Raw genomic sequence first — 16,149 nt, 5'->3', positions numbered from 1 at the left:
TGCGTGTGTGCATAACTGGAGCGGATGACGGGAATCGAACCCGCGCTATCAGCTTGGGAAGCTGAAGTTCTACCATTGAACTACATCCGCAGAGTGCTCGAGGGCACCTCGACATACTAGCAAGTTCTGACGGATACACTGACAACGTGCTTCTCTCAGATCGCGACATCAAAGCAGAGCTGGCCGCTTCACGCATCGGGCTCGATCCATATGACGTTGACATGGTTCAGCCCTCGAGCGTTGACGTGCGCCTCGACCGGTTCTTTCGCTTGTTCGATAACCACAAGTACCCATTCATCGACCCATCGCAGGATCAGCCGGAGCTGACGCGACTGATCGAGGTGGAGCCGAACGAGTCGTTCATTCTGCACCCCGGGGAGTTTGTGCTCGGCTCAACCTACGAGCGGGTGTCACTGCCCGATGACGCCGCTGCGCGCCTCGAGGGTAAGAGCTCGCTCGGCAGGCTCGGCCTGCTCACACACTCGACGGCAGGGTTCATCGACCCCGGGTTCTCTGGCCACGTCACGCTGGAGCTCAGCAATGTTGCGACATTGCCCATCAAGCTGTGGCCAGGCATGAAGATCGGGCAGCTCTGCTTCTTCAGACTCACGTCCCCGACCGAACGCCCATACGGATCGTCGGAATACGGCTCGCGGTATCAGGGACAGCGCGGCCCGACGGCATCCCGCTCGTTCGCAAACTTTCACCGCACAGACGTGAGCGTTACAGACGCGGGCCGGGCCGGGCAGTAGCGATCCGCTCTGAGCAGAATCGCGAGACAGCAGTGCGCCGCCCGTTTTAGGGTGAAGCATGGCTGAGATCGTGGACATGAAGGTGGCGCGACGTCGTCGTGCCAATGCGGAGCGCGGACAGCATTCGGAACGGCGGCCGCCCGAGCGCCCGCAGCCGGAGAGGCTGTGGCGCGAAGAACTTGGAGAACGGCTTCGGGAGCATCGGAGCCGGCGCGGAGAGAAACTCATCGAGACAGCCAAGGCTGCCGGCGTCTCACCGCAATACCTCTCGGAGGTTGAGCGCGGGCGCAAGGAGCCGTCGAGCGAGATGATCGCGGCGATCGCCGGAGCGCTCGAAACATCGCTCATCGAACTCGCGGGCGAGGTGGCGGCCGGGCCGCAGCGACAGAGCACCACGAACGGCGTCGACGCGCTGCTGCTCGCGGCCTGAGCGGAGAGTCACGCCGCAGCATCCGCTTGTCCCCTCGGCGTCAGCACCTGGTCGACGAGTCCGTAATCGAGCGCTTGCCCCGACGTGAAAACGCGGTCTCGATCGGTATCGCGACGAAGCGTCTGCACGGTCTGACCGGTGTGGGTGCTGAGGATCTCTTCGATCTCGGACCGGATGCGAACAACTTCGTCTGCTTGCAGGATAAGGTCGGGGATCGCCCCTCGCCCTTCTGCAGCCGGCTGATGCAGCACGACGCGCGTGTGCGGCAGAACAGCGCGCCGACCCGGCGTCCCCGCGGCGAGAAGCACGGCGCCGGCGGCGATGGCCTGGCCGACGCATGTTGTCGCGATGGGGGACTGCACATACTGCATCGTGTCGTACACGGCGAGCATCGCGGCGAGGTCGCCGCCTTCGCAGTTGATGTAGAGGTTGATCGGTTCGCCCGAGCTCTCGGATTCCAGATGCAGCAGCTGGGCGATGATGGCGTTTGCGACGCCTGAGTCGACGGGAGTGCCGAGGTAGATGATGCGCTCGGTGAGCAGGTTTGAGTAAACGTCCATGATGCGTTCGCCTCGCGGATGCTGCGCCACGACGTTCGGGATTGTGTATGAGCTCATGTCAGACCCCCAGTCCAATTGGATTTCTGCGATCGGGCATGACCTGGTCGAAGCCCGAAACGATGCTGTCGATGAACCCGTACTCCTTCGCCTGCTCTGTCGTGTACCAGCGGTCGTGCAGCGAGTCTTCGAAGATGCGCTCGATGGGCTGGCCCGTATCGTCGGCGATGAGCCCCAGGACGGTGTCGCGGTTGTGGCGCAGGTCGGCGGCCTGCGCCTCGACCTCCACGGCTGAGCCGCCGATGCCGGCCGAGCCCTGGTGCATGAGAATTCGGGCGTGCGGAAGGGCACTTCGTTTTCCCGGTGTGCCGGCCGACAACAGAAACTGCCCAGCACTGCACGCGAGGCCGAGTGCAAGGGTCGAGACGTCGCACGGCACGAGCCGCATGATGTCTCGGATCGCGAGCATCGACGGGACACTGCCACCCGGAGAATGGATCCACAGTGCGACGTCGGAGTTCGAGTCTTCGGCGGCCAGCAGAAGGAGCTGACTGGCGAGCAGCGTGCCGTTGTCGTCGTCGAGCACGCCGTCGAGAACGAGCACGCGTTTGTGTAGCAGCTGCTCGCGCATGCGTTCGGTGAAGAGCGGTGGTGAAGTGTCGTCATGTGCCATGACTCGAGCATGCTCGCGAGAGCATACCGAGGGAAGCTGATGCGGCCCAGAGCAGAACTGCTCAGAGCAGATCGGAGTAGAGCAGATCGGAGTAGAGCAGATCCAACGGCGGCAGCACAGCCGCGTCAGGTGAGGGCATTGATGCGCACGATGACGATCTGCGTTGTCATCTCAGCATCAGTGAGCGGGGAGTGCTGAGCGAAGTAGCCCTGGGGCGCGGCGGCGATCACAACGGTGCCGACGGGCATCCCTTCGAGGTCTACCCCGAGAAACTGCGAAAGGGCGCGGCCCGACGTCGTCGCCGAGCTGAATGTGCCGGAGTCAGGCGGTGAGAGGTGAGACTCCCACCCGTAATCCCACGTTGCCTCGTCGTACCCGAACGACACTCGGCTGGAATCGGTAATCGTCGTTGAGCTCTCGCCCTCGAGAAGCACTTTTCCTTCGCGCTCGGTTGGTGGAGCGAGGTCTTCGGGGACGGTGACAGACCATTCGTCGTCTCCTTCGACGATGTCAAGACTGTCGATGGTGAGCGGGGGCTGCGCCGTCGGGGTCTGCGTCGGATGATTGCTTGCCGCACTGTTCACGGCGAGTGGGATGCCGATGCCGAGAACGAGAATCACAGCGGCCGCTGCCGCGATGATCACCCCGAGACGCCATCGGGGGTGCTTTCGGGGACGTGAGGCGTGCGTCGGCGGCTCGGTGACGTGCGACATCTGCGTCTGCGCCGGAACGGCCGAATGCGCAACGGGCGCGTAGCCGGAAAGGGGTTTTTCTGCAGTGGCTTCCGCACGGACCGTTGTTTCGGCCGCGGGCACGTCGCTCGGCACGGAGGGAACTTCAATGCGCGTCGGTGCGAGACCGAGGTCGCGTTCCAGTTGCTGAAGCCTCTGCGCGAAGTCGAGCGCCGTCGGGAAACGCTGCGAGGGCTCATGGCTGAGCCCTCTCATGAGCGCATCGACGACGACAGGGGGCAGACCCTGACGCTGCATCGGAGTTACGCTTCCGTTTTGAATGCGGGCGACCAGGTGTGCGCCGCGATTGGAACCCCCGGGCACCTCGAAGGGGCTGCGTCCCTCAAGCAGGGAGAAAAGCGTCGCGGCGAGCGAGAAGACATCACTGCGAACATCAACGCGCGGTTCATCGTCGAAGTTCTCGGGGGCCGCCCACGGAATACTCATTCCGAGCGAGCTCGCATTGTTGTCAACGGCGGACTGCGTTGCATATGCCTGTTCGCGCATGCGTGTGGCTTCGGGGAAGCCGTCGGCGATTGCGGAGATACCGAAATCGGTGAGAACGGCGGCACCGTAGTCATTGATCAGGATGTTTGCCGGCTTCACATCACGATGCACAACGCCGACGCGGTGCGCCGACTCCAGGGCGGATGCCACACGCACGCCGATATGTAGAACATCGGCGACGTCGAGCGGCGCGTGGCGAAAGCGCGCCCCAAGGCTGCCGCCGGAGCAGTACTCCATCACGAGATACGGCTGCTCTTCGGCATCCACACCCGCCGAGAAAATCGTGCCGATGGCCGAGTGCGATGACACCCGCGCCATCAGGTTTGCCTCGGCAGTGAACTGCCGGCGCAGGGTCTCGCTGAGGGCATCGGTGCGCAGCACTTTGATGGCGACGAACCGGTTGGGAAGCTGCTGGTGATACAGGTACACGTCAGAGAAACCACCGCGGCCGAGCAGCTTCACATAGCTGTAGCCGTCGATCTGCGGTGGAGAACTCATGCCCCGATCCTAAGGGAGAGCGCGGATGCCGCTACTTTCGCAGCGTCGCGAGGAGCTCGGGCGCTCGAGCATTGTAGATTCGGCCACCGATCGCCATGCCGCCGGCAAAGGCTGCGCACCCCACGATGACGCCCACCGCGAGCCCGATCCACCCAATGAGCGAGCTGCCCGTCACGATGTAGCTGATGCCCAGGGCGAAAGTTGGGATGGAGAGCACAGCCGTGGCGCCAAAGGTTCCCAGCATGGCAACCGTTGACGGCAGTCCCGCGCCGGGTTGAGATTTGAACGGACTGTCTCCCGGCTTCGGCACGGGGAACACGAGGAGCACCGACGTAATGCTTGCAGCCCCGAAGCCCGCGAGCGTGATGTTGAGCACAACACCCAAAAGCGACGGCACTCCCGCGAAATCTCCCCTCACAGCGGCGACAACGACAGTGATCACGACCATCAGCGGCACGCCGAACGATGCCACGGCGAAAGCACGACCCGTTCGATCGGCGACACCGCGTACGCCCGACGCCATGTGCAGGGCAAAGGCAGTGCCATCGAATGCGATATCGGCATACAGGCTTGTCGAGATCATGAACGCTGCGAAGATGACTCCAAACGTCACCATGCCCATGCCGCCGGCACCCAGCATGCCGTAGAACAGCATGAGCGCAACAATCAGAGGTACGACGAGCATCTGCCGCGCATAGCGTGGATCCCGCATCCAATACGTGAGCGATCGGGCCATGACGGCGCCCATGCGTGAGTCGGGGACAACGTTGAACAAGCCGAGACCGGTGTGGGACTGCGCGGATGCGCTCGAGCGCAGTGGGCTCGACAGCATCCGGTCGAGACCTCGACGCCACAGGACGAGGCACACGGCGAGTGTGGCTAGAGCCATGGCGAACCGTGCCGCAGCGGCACCCCACTCGCCCGCAGCGACATCGCCGGGCACGGCCCAGGCCGCGCCGAGCGGCGTCCAACTGAGCACCGACGCGATTGCGGGAAGTAGATCGGCGATCGACCGCGCTCCCTCGGTGACGGCGATGATGATCGGCCCCAGAAGAATGAGCGGAATGAACAGAAGCACGCCAGACAGCTCACGGAAGCGCCGGCCAGAGCTGACGCCCGCCGAGGCGGTTGTGAACGCGCGTGACGCTGTAATGCACGTGAGCACGGCAATTGCCGCGCACACGATCGACACGATGAGGGCGAGCGGATGCCGCCACCAGATGATGGCCGACCCCAGTGCGGCAACCGTCGTGACGATGCCGGGAATGCCCAGCACTCCGCTTGCTGTCAGAGCGATGAACAGGGTGTCTCGCGAGATCGGGAACGGCGAGAGCTTGATCGGGTCGAGCGTCTGATCGGTGCCGACGGTGACGAGGGGGCCAATCAGCCACCCGAGAAGAAGAACGGAACCTGCTCCGACGACAATGGGGCGCGCGAGCTCAAGTGGTGCGATGCTGAGCAGCACAAATCCGACGAACAGCAGGCCCAGCATCCCGAGCCCGTAGAACGCGCCGAATGCTGCTCCGACCATCTGCCAGGGGCTGCGTCTGAGGGAGTTCCACAGCGAGCGGAACCGCAGACTTACGAGGACTGCAACCATGACGGCCCCTCTGTGTGACGGCGCCCGCCGACGAGCTCGACGAAACGGTCTTCGAGCGTCGACCCTGCGCGCACGTCATCGACGGTGCCCGCGGCGACGATCTGGCCCTGGGAGACGATGGCAACGTGGTCGCACATGCGCTGAACGAGGTCCATGGAGTGGCTGGAGACAATGACCGTTCCTCCACCGCGCGCATACTCGGCAAGGATGTCACGGATGTTCGCCGCCGACACCGGGTCGACCGACTCGAAGGGCTCGTCGAGCACCAGCACGCGCGGCGCATGAACGAGAGCGCAGGCGAGCGCGATCTTCTTGGTCATACCCGCGGAGTAGTCGACGACGAGCGAGCTTCCCGCGTCGGTGAGATCGAGCATTGTAAGCAGGTCTGTGGTGCGCTCGACTGCGCTGCTTCGGTCGAGACCGCACAGCATGCCGGCGTAGGTGACGAGCTGCTGACCCGTGAGCCTGTCGAACAAAGCGACGCCGTCGGAGAGCACACCGACGAGCTTTTTCGCTTCAACGAGGTTCTGCCACACGTCGACGCCATGGATGCTGATGCCACCGGCATCCGGACGCAAAAGCCCTGTTGCCATTGAGAGCGTCGTCGTCTTGCCTGCGCCGTTGGGGCCGACCAGACCGTAGAACGAGCCGGCGGGCACGTCGAGATCGATGCCGGAGACCGCCACTTTCGCCCCGAAATGCTTGACGAGGCCACGGATTGAGAGAGCTGCTGACTGCACGATTCCCCTTTCGTTGCTCTGCCACACTACGGATTTCACTTCTCACACGCGTCATCCGCGCGACGGATCTTGCTGTGTTCAGGCATTCGGAATCTCCTGGCGTGTTGCGGTGCGCCGTTGCCTGTTTAGCGGCGTGTCGGCACGCTTTTCCGAATGCGTGAGCGGATTTGTGTTCTCAGCGGCGGCGGCGGCGGGGCGAAAGATCCGGCTCGCGGTGGATGCCAAACTCGTTGCGCAGTGCGGAGAGCGCGGCCCTCCAGCCACCAAGCCCGTGTACGCCGGGGCCGGGTGGCGTTGCCGCCGAGCACAGGTAGACACCGGGCATAGGCGTTCGCCAGGGGTCGAACGACGGAACGGGGCGCGCGACGAGCTGGCGAAGCGAGACATCACCCGTTGCAATGTCACCGCCGATGAAGTTGGGGTTGTGATTGTGAAGTTCGGAGGCCGTGCGCGTCGCTGACGAGATGATCAGATCGCGGAACCCCGGTGCAAAACGCTCGATCTGGCGCGTGACGGCTTCGGTCTGGTCGATCGTCGATCCTCGTGGAACGTGCGTGTATGCCCATACCGCATGCATGCCCGACGGTGCGCGCGTCGGGTCGAACACACTCGGCTGAGAGAGCAGAACATACGGGTTGTCCGCGTGGTTACCGCGGGCCACCTGGTTCTCGGCTCGCGCAACGTCGGCTCGGGTGCCACAGAGATGCAGCGTTGCCGTGCGTGCCAGGTCGGGGTTGGCCCAGGGGATCGGGCCGGACAGCGCGAAGTCCACTTTCGACGCGGCGTTGCCCGGGCGAAACCGTTCAAGGGCGCGCGCGTAGTCTCGCGGCATCCGATCGCCGGCGAGTGTGCTGAGGCCGCCGACACCGGTGTCGGCGATGACGGCGCGGGCAGGAGGAAGCAAGCTGAGCGACCCCACGTGGTGGTCCGTGACGAATTCGACGCCGTGCGAGACAGCGTCGGCAACGAGCGCATCGGTGATCATCTGGCTGCCGCCCACAGGAATCGGCCAGCCGCCGGCGTGTGCATATGCGGCGAGAACGAGTCCGGCAGCAGTGGGGGCGATGCTCGGCAGTGGGCGGATCGAATGCGCGATCACACCGGTCAGCAGCGCGGGGGCATCGTCGCCGTGCCACGCGAGATTCCAGAGGGGAGAGCCCTGCTCAATCGCGCGCGCAGCAAATCGAGCGAGAGGCACAGGATGCCGCGGCACGCGCAGAATCGGGTGAGCCACCGCGTCGGAAATGGCGGCAAGGCTGTTCAGAAGAGGGCGCAGGAGTGCTCGCCACGATTGGGCGTCACGGCCGAGACTCTCTGCTGTGCGTTCGAGGTCGCGCCAGGCCAGCGCGGCGTGGGTCGAAGTGAGCGGGTTGGCATACGAGACAGGCGGGGTGATGAATTCGAGGCGTTCGGCGAGGCCGAAGCGGTGAAAGAACTCCGAGGCGTAGGCCATGGGATGCACGGCAGAGCACACGTCGTGGTGAAAGCCCGGTTCGGTCAGTTCGGCGGTCTGCGATCCGCCGCCGAGGTGCTCCGAACCTTCATATACACGAACGCTGAGTCCGGCGCGAGCGAGCGTGACGGCGGCGGCGAGGCCGTTAGGTCCGGAACCCACCACGACTGCGTCGAGCATCTCCGCCCTCCCTCGGTGCGTTGCCTGTCTCACTTCACGCTATCGTGCCTGATGCCCGTGCCCCGCAGTTTCAGAGCTAACGCCAAAAGGGGTCAGGAATTCGGGCGAGGACCTCGCCAGTTTTGGCGCATGCTCGAGCAGTATAGAAAAGAATCTTTACTATTAAGAATCTTTCCTGTACATTAAATTTCACCCACAGAGACAGGACAGCAATGGCAACGAAGTCACTCCCCGGTACGCCGTCGTGGCTGGGCGCGACAAACGACCAGAAGGCACTCGCCCTTCTGCTTGAGTACGGCGTGCTCACTCGCAATCGACTGGGTGAACTCTCGGGGCTGTCGAAGCCGACGGCGTCGCAGATGGTATCTCGGTTGGAGGCGGCCGGACTGATCGAACCAGTGGGGGAGATCGCAGGCTCTCGGGGCCCCACCGCCATGAGCTATGGGGTGCGCCGGAAACTGGCGATCGGCGTGGCTATCGATGTGCAGCCTGAAGTCACTCGTTCCGTGGTGATCGATGCCGCCGGAGGTGATTACCCCGTCGTCGAGGACTTTCACGCACGGTCGCGTGGAGACAAGGATGCTGCCACGGAACTGACCGGCGCGGTTCACAGGGCGTGTGCGCAGGCCGGCGTCGACCCGGCTCGTGTGCGCGGAGCCGTGGTCGGTGTGCAGGCGGCAGTCAACGCATCGACGGGGGAGCTATCGTTCACCGATGAGATGCCGGGGTGGCCGCGCGAGAACATCAACACGCGGTTGTCTGCCGACCTCGGATTCGATGTTGTCGTCTGGAACGACGTCAAGGTTGCCGCCGTCGCCGAGCGCGAAATCGGCGTGGGAAAAGACCTGGGCAGTTTCGCGTTGTTCTGGGTGGGAAACGGGCTCGGCGTCGCATTCGATATTCGAGGCGAGGTGCTTGCCGGGGCTAGCGGTGGCGCTGGTGAGATCGGTTATCTGTCTGCTCCGTTGAGAGCCGCAGACCTCGACCCCCGGGCGCGTGATCTGCAAGATCTCATCAGCGGCGATGCGATCGCGTCGATAGCCCAGGCATACGGTGTCAGCGCGGAGCGTTTTGAAGACCTGCTTGCTGCTATCGACGCATCGAACGAGCGGGACGGGATGCTGACACAGATCGCCGAACGCGTTGCCCTCGGCATTGCGCCTGTGCTTGCCGTGCTCGACCCTGAAGCGGTGATTCTCAGCGGACCCGTCGGCGTGATGGGCGGAGATGTTCTCGCTCGCGAAGTGGCCGCCGCCATCGAGAATCACACACGCTGGCATCCCCTTATTCAGAGCACTGGAGTGACACAGCCGCCCGTCCTTGCGGGGGCGGCGTGCGTGCTCAAAGAACGTCTCACCGAAGGGCTCATCGCGGCGATCACCAGGCCCTAAGACAACCACCACACGACACCCGCGCACGCCGACAACCGGCATTGCGCTTCCCCGAGTGCGCTCAAAACCAGCGCCATCTGCCCATTACATATACACACGAAAAGCGAGGTTTCACTGATGCAACAACGCTCCCATTCCCATCGCGGACGCTTAGCGATCGCCGGGATCGCGACAATCGCGACAGCAATTACACTCACCGGATGCTCGTCGGGCGCAACCTCCGCAGACATTGCGGACGAGGCGCCGACGAAGCTTGAAGGCACAGTGTCGCTCTGGCACTTCTTCAGCGATCGAGAAGCCGACGTGATTCAAAACGTCATCGATGACTTCGAAGAGGACAATCCCGGTGTCACCGTGGACGTGCACGAAGGCCAAGACGACGAGAAAGTACGCAAAGTCATCGCGTCGGGCGGAGACATCGACGTTGCGCTCTCATATTCAACGGCCGTGGTCGGCAACTTCTGTTCCACGGGAGCCTTTCAGGATCTCGGACCGTACATCGATCGCGACAAGGTCGACATGACCGAATTCTCCGACACCGTGAAGTCATACTCGGAATATGAGGGCACGCGCTGCGCTATGCCCGTGCTCGCCGATGTCAACGCGCTTTACTACAACAAGGACATCCTTGCCGAAGCCGGCGTCACTGAGATGCCCAAGACGCTCGACGGGCTGAAAGAACTCGCGCTCCAGCTCACGGAGTATAACGACGACGGCTCGATCAAGCGACTGGGATTCAACCCGTTCATGGGCATGTACGAGAATTCTCCCGCGCACTTCGGCCCTGCCGTCGGTGGACAATGGCTCACAGACGACGGCCGCAGTGCGATCGGCAGCGACGACGGCTGGCCAGTTCTGATGACGTGGCAGAAAGACTTCGTCGATGAGATCGGCTACGACAAACTGCAGGCGTTCACCGCCGGTCTCGGCCAAGAGTTCTCGGCTGAGAACGCCTTCCACACGGGGCAGCTGGCGATGGCCGTCGACGGGGAGTATCGCACAGCGTTCATCGACGATCAGGCTCCCGACCTCAACTACGGAACCGCGCCGTTCCCCACGGCGAAAGGCTACGAAGACCTCTACGGATCGGGCTACATCGTCGGGAACATCGCGGGAATCGCACAGGGATCCAAGCATCCTGAACTGGCGTGGGCGTTGTTGAAGTATCTGTCAACCGACACAGACGCACTCGTCAAAATGGCAAACGGACTGAAGAACGTACCGACGACCACATCCGCTCTGCAATCCCCCGACCTCGAGGTGACGGAGCAATATCAGACGTTCATCGACATCGCTCTCAACCCGAAGACCACGACGACTCCGCCGAGTCCCGTTGGCGCTGGCTATGAACAGGCCTTTGGCGACTACTGGACCAGGTATCAGGCGGGTGACGGTGGCGATCTCACGAAGGGCCTCGCCGAGGTTGATAAGCAGATCAACGATTCCATCGATTTGGTGAGTGGACCGTGACTATCGCACCACCTCGCGGGGCACCGGGGGGAGTCGCAGCTCTCCCCGGCGCCCCGGGCCGTCGCACCCGTAAGCCTCGCCGTGTTTTCGCCGCGGTGATGCTCACACCCGCACTGCTCGGCCTCGGAGTCTTCTTCGTCTACCCGCTGATTGCCTCGGTGTTCTTTTCGTTCACGCGCTACGACCTTGTCTCCGACCCCGAATGGATCGGACTGCGCAACTACGAATATCTCTTCACGAAGGATCCCAAGGTCTGGATGGCAGCGCTCAACACGCTGTGGTTCGTCGTGTTTCTCACGCCCGTGAAAATCGTGATGGCACTCGGGGTCGCGGGCCTGCTCGCGCGGGCAAAACGAGCTGCCGGGTTCTGGCGGACTCTGTTTTACCTTCCCGCACTCGTGCCCCCTGTCGCATCCGTTGTCGCATTTGTCTTCCTGTTCAACCCAGGAACCGGCCCGGTCAACCAGATTCTGGGGTTCTTCGGCATCGAGGGGCCGCTGTGGTTCAACGACCCGGCACTAGCGAAACCCTCGCTGCTGCTTCTCGGGATCTGGGTGATGGGCGACATCATGGTGATCTTCCTCGCCGCACTGCTCGACGTTCCGAGCGACCAGTACGAAGCAGCGTCGCTTGACGGTGCAAACGGACTGCAGAAGGTGCGCTACGTCACCCTTCCGAACATCGTCCCCGTGCTGATCTTCGCCCTCATCACCGGCATCATCGCCGCACTGCAGTACTTCACAGAAGCAGCTGTGGCCTCGGGCGTGGCCTCGGGTAAAGCGACGGTCGGCGAGGGGACGGGAATGACACTGGGATACCCCAACGGCTCACTCCTTACGTTCACCGAGTGGCTGTACGTTCGCGGGTTCGCCAATTACCAACTTGGCTACGCGTCGGCGCTTGCCGTGCTGCTGTTCGTTGTCGCAGCCGTGTTCCTGATCTTCCTGTTGCGCAGGGTCTCGGCCTTCAACCCGGAGGGAGCAAAATGACTGTGACGGCCACACGACAAATGACGGCGGGCGACGCCCCAGAACGTCGCAGGCATGCACGCGGGCCTCGTTCGATGCTGATGTGGATCGCCGAGCACACCCTTCTGACGGCTCTCGCCGTGGTCTTCATCGCGCCCGTCGTCTTCGTCTTTCTCACCTCGCTGATGTCCAGCGACCAGACGCTGACGGGTGCGCTCATTCCCGACCCGTGGCGGTGGGAGAACTACGTTGACGCGTTCACAAGCACTCCCCTCATCCGCTGGTTTGGAAACTCGGCGCTTTATGCGGGGCTCGCGACGATCTTCATGCTGCTGTCGTCCGTTCCTGCCGCGTACGTTCTCGCGAAGATCCGCATCCGGTACGCGAACGCGATCTTTGTCGCGATCATTATCGCGATGCTTCTGCCGCCGCAGGTGACCGCCGTTCCCGTGTATATCATGTGGGCGCAGCTTGATCTGACGGGAACGCTGTGGCCGCTGATCCTGCCGAACCTTCTCGGCGACGCATTCTCAATCTTTCTGTTGCGCCAGTTCTTTCTGACGATCCCCACCGAATACATCGACGCGGCGCGCATGGACGGCTGCAACGAATGGCAAGTTCTCGCTCGCGTCGCCGTTCCGATGGCGAAGCCGGGAATCGCCGCCGCGGGAATCTTCCTCTTCTTCAAAGCATGGAACGACTACTTCGGACCCCTGCTCTACGCATCGGAAGACCCGAGCTGGTGGCCCGTCTCATACGCGCTCGCCACCTTCAGAGGAACGCACGGAACCGATTGGGGCTTGACGATGGCCCTCACAATGCTCGTCATGGTACCCGTCGTCATCGTCTTCTTCTTCGCGCAGCGAACGTTCGTTGAAGGAATCAGGCTCTCCGGAGTGAAAGGATAAAAATGAAACTCGCCATCATCGGCGGCGGATCGACGTATACGCCCGAGCTCATCGACGGCTTCATCCGCTACCGTGACGTGCTCCCCCTCAGCGAGATCTGGCTCTACGACCCGTCTGAAGAGCGTCGCCGTCTCGTCGGCGGAATGGCAACGCGCATGCTTGCCGCATCTGATCACGAAGCGAAAGTACATGCGACAGACGATCTTGTCGCCGCGGTCTCGGGCGCCGACACGGTTCTGATCCAACTCAGAATCGGGGGGCAGGATGCTCGCAAAGCCGACGAGGCATGGCCGCACGACGCGTGCTGCATCGGGCAGGAGACCACGGGACCCGGTGGATTCGCGAAGGCACTTCGCACGGTGCCCGTTGTGCTCGAGATTGCAAACGTGATTCGGGAGCACGCGGCGAAAGATGCGTGGATCGTCGACTTCACGAACCCGGTTGGCATTGTGACGCGCGCTCTGCTGAACGCGGGCCATAGAGCCGTCGGGCTGTGCAATGTCGCCATCGGCTTCCAGCGTCGCTTTGCCGAGCGTCTCGGCGTCGCACCCTCACACCTCACGTTGGGCCACGTGGGCCTGAACCATCTGTCGTGGGAGCGCAATGTCTTCGTTCGGGACGCATCGGGAATAGTCAGCGACCGTCTTCCCGAACTTCTCGACAAGCACGCGAGCTGGGTGGCCGATGATGTGCATCTGCCCGAGCAACTGCTGCGCCTGCAGAACGCGGTTCCGTCATACTATCTGCGGTACTTCTACGCGCACGACATCGTGCTCCACGAGCAGAGGCGCGAGCCAACTCGCGCTGAAGCCGTGATGGAGGTGGAGCGCGACCTCCTCGCGCAGTACGCAGACGAGGCTGTCGTGACGAAACCCGAGGCGCTGTTGAGGCGCGGCGGTGCGTTCTACTCAGAGGCCGCCGTTGAGCTCATCGCATCGTTGCGATCAGACACGGGAGATACGCAGGTTGTCAATGTTCGAAATGACGGCGCTATGCCGTTTCTGCCCGACGACCACGTGATCGAGGTGTCGGCATCGGTGTCATCCCGCGGGCTCACTGCACTGCCTATCGCTCCGCTCGAGGCTGACAAGCAGGGCCTCGTCGCGCACGTTGCCGCGTATGAGCGGCTCGCGCTCGACGCGGCCACGCACGGCGGTCGGGATCGCGTTCTGGCGGCCATGATGGCGCACCCGCTCGTGCAGCAGTATGACCGCGCAGAAAAGCTCACCGACCTCTTGCTCAGCGAGAATGCGGCTTACCTTCCCTGGTTGGCATGACCGGCTCGGGGCTTCTGATCGCCGTCGATGGCGGCGGCTCGAAGACAGACGTTGTCGCGTTCGATCGCAAAGGAACGATACACGCACGTATTCGCGCGGGTGGGTCCAGCCCGCACCTCGAAGGGCTGGCGCAGTCGGTGGCAACGCTCGTCGGCGCAATCCGCGAGGCATGCGCAGGCATGACGGCATCCAATATTGATGCCGTGCATATCTACCTTTCCGGACTTGACCTTCCCATCGAGATCACGGAGTTTCGACACGCGTTCACAGTGTCTGCCCCCGAATTCAGCCGCAACCTTGTCGTGAAAAACGACCTTTTCGCCGTTTTGCGAGCAGGAACCGAGGCAGAGGATGCCGTAGCGGTGATCTGCGGGTCAGGCACAAACTGCATTGGTGTACGTCGAGACGGAGCCGAAGTTACGTATGCGTCTCTCGGGATGATTTCGGGGGACTGGGGCGGCGGTTTTGGGCTCGGCGAAACGGCCCTGTGGTTTGCGGCCCGCAGCGAAGACGGCCGGGGGGAGCCGACGGCCCTCCAATCGTGGATTCCGCGATACTTCGAACGAAACTCGGTCGCCGCCGTCACCGAGGCCATCCATCGGGGCGAATTAGACAGGGGGCGTCTGATTGAGCTGGTTCCCGGCATCTTCGACCTCACCGATGCCGGCGACGAGGTCGCGCGCTCGATCATCACTCGGCAGGCGGACGAGATCGTCACGACTGCGGTGACCACGATGAAACGGCTCGGACTCGGCGACACCGAGGTCCCGGTCATTATCGGGGGCGGCGTTGTCTCAGGCAAGCATCCGGTGCTCATCGATCGCGTTGAAAGCGAATTGGCACGTCGTGTTCCGGCGGCGAACTTGAGTGTCATCACCACGGCACCCGTCACTGGTGCAGCGCTGCTTGCTCTCGATGCGGAGGGAGCGTCGGCTGATGCTCATGTGGCACTGATCAGCGCACTCGACGAGTCCGCCCCGCGCGGGGCGACAGTTCTGCCGTTCCGCGCGAGAGAGGTCTGGGCAGGCTAGAACACCTCGGCGACGAGCTCTGCGAACAATGATTCGGCATCGACGTGTGCGCCGTGCCTCGCAAACCATGTCGTCACGTTGTTGCAATCACGATGCAGCAGATCGAGGCCACTCGGGTTCGCGGCGAGATCGACGATCTGCGGCACATCGATCACGACGACGCGCCCCTTGTGAATCAGGATGTTGTACGGCGAGAGGTCGCCGTGCGCGAATCCGGCGTGAGCAAAGACGTGCATCGCTTCGACCACCTGTTCGAAGAGCAGAGCCGTTTCCGCCGCATCCGCTCTGATCTGCGCGAGACGCGGGGCAGCTGTGATGCCGTGTCCCACAAACTCCATCAGAATCTCGTCGTTGTGAATCTGCACCGGGTATGGCACGGGTGCGCCCTCTACATACAGGCGTCGCAGAGCCTCAAACTCGGCGAAGGCCCAGTTTGTCGCGGCAAGTTCGCGGCCATACGTCGACTTCTTGCCGAGAGCGCGCTCATCTCGCATGCTCCTTGTACGCCGACCCTCGACGTACTGCGTGCTGCGCGTGAAGTCTCGGTGCGCCGACGTTCGGTAGCGCTTTGCTGCGAGAACGCAGGAGCGCGACGGGTCGCCGGGAACCGCGCGTTCGATGAGGAAGACCTCAGCCTCTTTACCAGTCTTGACAATGCCAAGCTCGGTGTCGAGCGCGGCGGATTCGGTGATGATCCAGTCAGGATGCGGCAGAGGTCCCCGTTCTGTTGGGGAAGTTTCAGGCCAGGTTGACCAGCGCTGGTCAGGGCCGGGCTCGGCGAGATCGGATGGTGAGAAGCTGAGTGCGTCGAAAGACACGGTGCGAACTCCAGAGAAAGGGAGGCCGCTCGCGTGCGTCAGCTGAGTGGGGCGACCTCGGAGGAATTTAACGTCGTAGGCAGACTGAAGACAGTCATGGCACTTCCTCCTTTCATCCGGTACTGCACAAACAATAGCAAGCAACGCGGAACAAAAATAGGTCAG

15 protein-coding genes and 1 tRNA gene are annotated in these 16,149 nt (G+C 62.8%); 8 read left to right on the top strand and 8 right to left on the bottom strand.

All coding sequences use genetic code 11. The annotated features are described in order from the left end of the window. Nucleotides 1–16: 16 nt before the first annotated feature. Nucleotides 17–90 (bottom strand) — tRNA-Gly (locus tag HCR76_RS13490). Nucleotides 91–146: 56 nt separating this feature from the next. On the opposite strand from HCR76_RS13490, the gene dcd reads away from it, so the two are divergent. Together dcd and HCR76_RS13480 are read left to right on the top strand one after the other, a co-directional pair. Next, nucleotides 147–752 (top strand): dCTP deaminase, encoded by a 606-nt coding sequence (gene dcd / locus HCR76_RS13485; RefSeq protein WP_166991466.1) that lies wholly within the window; start codon nucleotides 147–149, stop codon nucleotides 750–752. Between the two features lie 58 nt (nucleotides 753–810). Continuing rightward, the gene (locus tag HCR76_RS13480) at nucleotides 811–1,182 is read left to right on the top strand and encodes a helix-turn-helix domain-containing protein (RefSeq protein ID WP_244971399.1); all 372 of its coding nucleotides are present in this window, start codon (nucleotides 811–813) and stop codon (nucleotides 1,180–1,182) included. Nucleotides 1,183–1,190: 8 nt separating this feature from the next. Here HCR76_RS13480 and HCR76_RS13475 read toward each other — a convergent pair whose 3' ends face one another. The 6 genes from HCR76_RS13475 to HCR76_RS13450 all read right to left on the bottom strand — a co-directional run bounded on the left by HCR76_RS13475 (nucleotide 1,191) and on the right by HCR76_RS13450 (nucleotide 8,121). Next, nucleotides 1,191–1,799, bottom strand: a complete 609-nt coding sequence (locus HCR76_RS13475; protein WP_166991463.1) for a ClpP family protease — start codon at nucleotides 1,797–1,799, stop codon at nucleotides 1,191–1,193. Nucleotide 1,800: 1 nt separating this feature from the next. Beyond that, nucleotides 1,801–2,412, bottom strand: a complete 612-nt coding sequence (locus HCR76_RS13470) for a ClpP family protease (protein ID WP_166991460.1) — start codon at nucleotides 2,410–2,412, stop codon at nucleotides 1,801–1,803. Nucleotides 2,413–2,537: 125 nt separating this feature from the next. Beyond that, nucleotides 2,538–4,148: a serine/threonine-protein kinase gene (locus HCR76_RS13465; RefSeq protein ID WP_166991457.1), complete on the bottom strand. Its 1,611-nt coding sequence runs from the start codon at nucleotides 4,146–4,148 to the stop codon at nucleotides 2,538–2,540. A gap of 31 nt (nucleotides 4,149–4,179) precedes the next feature. Next, a complete protein-coding gene (locus tag HCR76_RS13460) occupies nucleotides 4,180–5,748 on the bottom strand; it encodes a transporter (RefSeq protein ID WP_166991454.1) in 1,569 nt (522 codons plus the stop codon). Then, nucleotides 5,730–6,488 (bottom strand): ABC transporter ATP-binding protein, encoded by a 759-nt coding sequence (locus HCR76_RS13455; RefSeq protein WP_235934186.1) that lies wholly within the window; start codon nucleotides 6,486–6,488, stop codon nucleotides 5,730–5,732. Before HCR76_RS13455 ends, HCR76_RS13460 begins: the two co-directional genes overlap by 19 nt. A 175-nt stretch (nucleotides 6,489–6,663) precedes the next feature. Continuing rightward, on the bottom strand, nucleotides 6,664–8,121 hold the full coding sequence (locus tag HCR76_RS13450; RefSeq protein WP_166991451.1) for a phytoene desaturase family protein: 1,458 nt from the start codon (nucleotides 8,119–8,121) through the stop codon (nucleotides 6,664–6,666). Nucleotides 8,122–8,333: 212 nt separating this feature from the next. On the opposite strand from HCR76_RS13450, the gene HCR76_RS13445 reads away from it, so the two are divergent. From HCR76_RS13445 to HCR76_RS13420, 6 genes are all read left to right on the top strand, one after another. Then, nucleotides 8,334–9,512 carry an ROK family transcriptional regulator gene (locus HCR76_RS13445; RefSeq protein ID WP_166991448.1) on the top strand — a complete coding sequence of 393 codons (1,179 nt, stop codon included), beginning with the start codon at nucleotides 8,334–8,336 and terminating at the stop codon, nucleotides 9,510–9,512. A gap of 117 nt (nucleotides 9,513–9,629) precedes the next feature. Next, the gene (locus HCR76_RS13440; protein WP_166991445.1) at nucleotides 9,630–10,982 is read left to right on the top strand and encodes an extracellular solute-binding protein; all 1,353 of its coding nucleotides are present in this window, start codon (nucleotides 9,630–9,632) and stop codon (nucleotides 10,980–10,982) included. Then, nucleotides 10,979–11,971, top strand: a complete 993-nt coding sequence (locus HCR76_RS13435) for a carbohydrate ABC transporter permease (protein ID WP_244971398.1) — start codon at nucleotides 10,979–10,981, stop codon at nucleotides 11,969–11,971. The genes HCR76_RS13440 and HCR76_RS13435 overlap by 4 nt, the downstream gene beginning before the upstream one ends. Next, nucleotides 11,968–12,858, top strand: coding sequence for a carbohydrate ABC transporter permease (locus tag HCR76_RS13430; protein ID WP_166991442.1), 891 nt, complete (start codon nucleotides 11,968–11,970; stop codon nucleotides 12,856–12,858). Before HCR76_RS13435 ends, HCR76_RS13430 begins: the two co-directional genes overlap by 4 nt. A 2-nt stretch (nucleotides 12,859–12,860) precedes the next feature. After that, the gene (locus HCR76_RS13425) at nucleotides 12,861–14,135 is read left to right on the top strand and encodes a 6-phospho-beta-glucosidase (RefSeq protein WP_166991439.1); all 1,275 of its coding nucleotides are present in this window, start codon (nucleotides 12,861–12,863) and stop codon (nucleotides 14,133–14,135) included. Then, nucleotides 14,132–15,166, top strand: a complete 1,035-nt coding sequence (locus tag HCR76_RS13420; RefSeq protein WP_166991436.1) for an N-acetylglucosamine kinase — start codon at nucleotides 14,132–14,134, stop codon at nucleotides 15,164–15,166. The genes HCR76_RS13425 and HCR76_RS13420 overlap by 4 nt, the downstream gene beginning before the upstream one ends. Here HCR76_RS13420 and HCR76_RS13415 read toward each other — a convergent pair. Continuing rightward, nucleotides 15,163–15,984 carry a serine protein kinase RIO gene (locus HCR76_RS13415; RefSeq protein WP_166991433.1) on the bottom strand — a complete coding sequence of 274 codons (822 nt, stop codon included), beginning with the start codon at nucleotides 15,982–15,984 and terminating at the stop codon, nucleotides 15,163–15,165. The genes HCR76_RS13420 and HCR76_RS13415 overlap by 4 nt on opposite strands. Between the last annotated feature and the right edge of the window lie 165 nt (nucleotides 15,985–16,149).

It is taken from the genome of Paramicrobacterium chengjingii (assembly GCF_011751765.2).
In the GTDB taxonomy this organism is placed as follows: Bacteria; Actinomycetota; Actinomycetes; order Actinomycetales; family Microbacteriaceae; genus Paramicrobacterium; species Paramicrobacterium chengjingii.
Note: the sequence above shows the minus strand (reverse complement) of the source record. Positions and strands in the feature narration are given on the sequence as shown.